This is a genomic window from Halomonas sp., assembly GCF_052095765.1.
GTDB lineage: Bacteria > Pseudomonadota > Gammaproteobacteria > Pseudomonadales > Halomonadaceae > Halomonas.
The window spans coordinates 1-3237 of sequence record NZ_JBQDJZ010000148.1; the positions used below are offsets into that span (position 1 = coordinate 1).

Annotated in this window: 3 protein-coding genes and 1 pseudogene; 3 read left to right on the plus strand and 1 reads right to left on the minus strand. The window is 61.4% G+C overall.

Annotation, left to right across the window (positions count from 1 at the left end):
• Positions 1-244: pseudogene (locus tag ACTH3D_RS12870) on the plus strand (phosphohistidine phosphatase SixA); the annotation flags it as partial.
• Here ACTH3D_RS12870 and ACTH3D_RS12875 read toward each other — a convergent pair.
• Complete coding sequence (locus ACTH3D_RS12875; RefSeq protein ID WP_441667541.1) at positions 237-1184, minus strand: AEC family transporter; 948 nt, start codon at positions 1182-1184, stop codon at positions 237-239. The pseudogene ACTH3D_RS12870 and the gene ACTH3D_RS12875 sit on opposite strands and share 8 nt — an antisense overlap.
• Before the next feature lie 249 nt (positions 1185-1433).
• On the opposite strand from ACTH3D_RS12875, the gene ACTH3D_RS12880 reads away from it, so the two are divergent.
• Positions 1434-2282 (plus strand): alpha/beta fold hydrolase, encoded by an 849-nt coding sequence (locus tag ACTH3D_RS12880; protein ID WP_441667542.1) that lies wholly within the window; start codon positions 1434-1436, stop codon positions 2280-2282.
• On the plus strand, positions 2279-3193 hold the full coding sequence (locus ACTH3D_RS12885) for an alpha/beta fold hydrolase (RefSeq protein WP_441667543.1): 915 nt from the start codon (positions 2279-2281) through the stop codon (positions 3191-3193). Before ACTH3D_RS12880 ends, ACTH3D_RS12885 begins: the two co-directional genes overlap by 4 nt.
• Positions 3194-3237: the final 44 nt, after the last annotated feature.

A 3237-nucleotide genomic window follows, 5' to 3' on the forward strand; every position in this document is an offset into this window, starting at 1 on the left:
TATCACACCAGAGGGCTCGCCTGAAAAGGTCATCGAATGGCTGCTAGAGCAACCTGCCGGCCGGCCACTCTTGCTAGTCAGCCACATGCCGCTGGTTGGTGCATTAACCGGCAGTCTGGTCGATGGGCGCGCGGACACTGGCATGGGGTTTGTCACCGCTGCGATAGCTGATCTTGAGGCAGCGGTGTGGGCGTCGGGTGCCGCCAGGCTGTGTCAGATGATTACGCCGGCTGATCTCAGATAACCCCGGCCAGACGCAGGCCAAATACCCCAAGGGTCACGGTCAGGCTGGCCATCAGGGTGCTGATAGCGATGATGTTGGCCGCCAGGGTGGCATTGCCGCCCATGGCCTTGACCATCACAAAGCTGGCCGCGGCGGTGGGGCTGGCAAAGAACACGAACAGCACGCCCAGCTCCATGCCGCGAAAACCGGCCAGCCAGGCCGCGGCGGTGGTCAGCACCGGCAGTGTGACCATCTTCATCAGGCTCGCGCCCAGTGCCCGATTTCCTGAGTGGCGCAGCGACTCCATGGACAGGATGGCGCCCACGCAGATCAGTGCCAGTGGCAGCGTCAGCGAGGCGAAATAGTCGCCCGATGTCGCCAGCCAGAGCGGTAGCGTCAGGCCGCTAGCCGCGACCGGTAAGGCCACCACCACCGCCAGTATTAGCGGATTGGTCACCACTTGAATCATCAACTTGTACCAGTTGGTGCGCTGGTCGTCTTGGTAAGTGGCCAGGGCGACCACTGAGAGGGCGTTATAGGTCAGGATGACCACCCCCAGTAAAAGCCCGCCAAGCGATAAACCCGCCTCGCCATACATGCCAGCAGCCAGTGCCAGGCCGACGACGCCGCAGTTGCCGCGGAAAGCGCCCTGGATATAGACCCCGCGATCTGGCCTGGGCACGCGCAAGTTGGCCCAGCCCCAGCTGAGCAAGAAACTCACCAGCGTTGCCAAGGCGAAAAAAACCAGCAGCGCAGGGTTGAGCGTGGCGTCAAGATCGGCCCGAATAATGGACAGAAACACCAGCGTGGGCAGGGTCGCCTTGAACACCAGCGCAGAGGCAGTGGCAATGAACTCCTGATCGATCCAGCGCAGCCGCTTGAGCAGCATGCCGATGAACACCATCATGAATACTGGCAGGGTGACGTTTAAGGTACTGAGGAAAACCTCGAGCAGGTTCATCCTCGCGCCATCCATAGCCCGACAATGACAGCTGCTATTACGGTAATGAAAAAGATACGGTTGCGGGTTCTGGTCGAGCGTTTGGGCTGGTTCACACTGAACTCCATGGGTAATGAGGCGCCATAGGGCGGGCAAAAGAATGGCGTGGTGCAACATGATATTATCGTTAGCCTGCTAGCTCCAGCATGGGCCCACCTTGCCTGCAGGTCAGGCGCCAGGGAGTACTGAGTGAATCAACGAGAATCCGACATGCCACATTGCGCTAATGCCCCGCGTGAGCCGCTGCTGTTTTCCCATGCCAACGGCTTTCCGGGCCGTAGCTATCGCAGCTTTCTGGCCCCTCTTGAGTCGCGCTTTGACGTTCATGCCGTCGATAAGCTGGGCCACAGCCAGAGCTTTCACGTCGGCCATAATTGGCTGTCGCTGCGCGATGAACTGCTTACCCACCTGGCGGATATCGAAACGCCCGTGGTGGGCGTCGGTCACTCCATGGGCGGCGTTCTGATGGGTATGGCCGCGTTAGCCGCTCCCCAGCACTTTCGTTGCGTAGTGATGCTTGATCCGCCGCTGATGCTGGGCCTTGATGCCCAGGCTATGCGTTTTGCCAAACTCATGAAACTGACCGATCGGGTGACGCCGGCCGGACGCAGCAAGGGGCGTCGCGCCCACTGGCCCAGTCGCGAAGCAATGCACGACTACCTGAAGTCGCGTGGGCTGTTTCGCCGCTTTACCGACCAGGCGCTAGACGACTACCTGGAAGGAGGCTCGACCTCGCTGGCCGGCGGTGAGCGGGTGCTGAGCTATGACCCAGATATCGAAGTGGAGATATTCCGCCACCTGCCGCATCACCTCAGCCGCTTGCCAAAGCGCATCGTGGTGCCGCTGGGGTTGCTAGCAGGGCAGGAATCAGAGTTGCTGACTCCCAGACGCTGTCGCAAGATCCAGGCCAGTGGCATCATTCTGGACAAGGTGCCCGGCGGTCATATGTTTCCCATGGAGTACCCGGAGGAGGCGCGTTCGGCCCTGCTTGGAATGATCGATACCCTGGTTGCAGCTCCTGGGTCAGCGTCAGTGGCAAAACATGGTGAGCTCGCATGAGTGTGGATAACGGAGCGACGGCCTGCCAGTTTGCCAATGGCCGGTTGGCGGCACTGAGCTGGGGCGACAGGCAGGCGCCGATATGGCTGGCGCTGCATGGTTGGTTAGATAATGCAGCAAGTTTTTCACGCCTGGCGCCGCTGCTGGTGCAGAAATTTGGCATCCGGGTGATTGCCATTGATTTCTGTGGCCATGGCCAGTCTCGGGCGTTGCCCGGTGAATATGACTATGCGCTGTGGGATTATTGCCACGACGTGCTGGACGTCATGGATGAGTTGGCGCTGGATAGCGTCACGCTGCTGGCTCATTCCATGGGCGCCGGTGTGGCCTGCCTGCTCGCTGCGGCGCTGCCTGAGCGATTCGCTGCGCTGCGTCTGATTGATGGCCTGGGGGCGCTGACCACAGATGCCCAGGACGCCCCGGGCCAGCTGCGCCGCTCGCTGTTAGCGCAGCGTCGCCCACGGCGCGGCCGACCTCACTACAACAGTCTGCAAAGCGCCGTGGCTGCACGTGTGGCTGGCGGTGCCACACCGGTAGATGCCGAAACCATTGAGCCGGTGGTACAGCGCAACCTGCGCCAAGCTCCCGAAGGTGGTGTGACGTTGACCAGCGACCCACGTCTGTTGCGACCGTCACCGGTGCGGCTGACGCCGGATCAGCTGATGGTTATGTTGGCGGCGATTCGTTGCCCCACGCTGCTGATCGAGGGCGAGACAGGGATTCTCGGCCAGCGTGACCGGGCGATCAGTGCCCGAGCGGCGGTTCCCGTCCTGCAGCGTCGGGTGTTGCCGGGCGGGCACCATCTGCACCTTGAGTCGACTCACGTCAGTGGCGTAGCCGCAGCGTTGGGTGAAGGCTTTAGCCGTCTTGCCGCCACACAAGGAGGTGCCGGTAGGCATGAAAGGAAATGAGGAGAGTCGGAAACGATGAGTGATGATAAACGGGTCGGCCTGGT

What these genes read in the sequence shown, in the direction of transcription:
- ACTH3D_RS12875 (WP_441667541.1), bottom strand. Translation starts at nt 1,184, where the DNA reads ATGAACCTGCTCGAGGTTTTCCTCAGTACCTTAAACGTCACCCTGCCA.
- ACTH3D_RS12880 (WP_441667542.1), top strand. Translation starts at nt 1,434, where the DNA reads ATGCCACATTGCGCTAATGCCCCGCGTGAGCCGCTGCTGTTTTCCCAT.
- ACTH3D_RS12885 (WP_441667543.1), top strand. Translation starts at nt 2,279, where the DNA reads ATGAGTGTGGATAACGGAGCGACGGCCTGCCAGTTTGCCAATGGCCGG.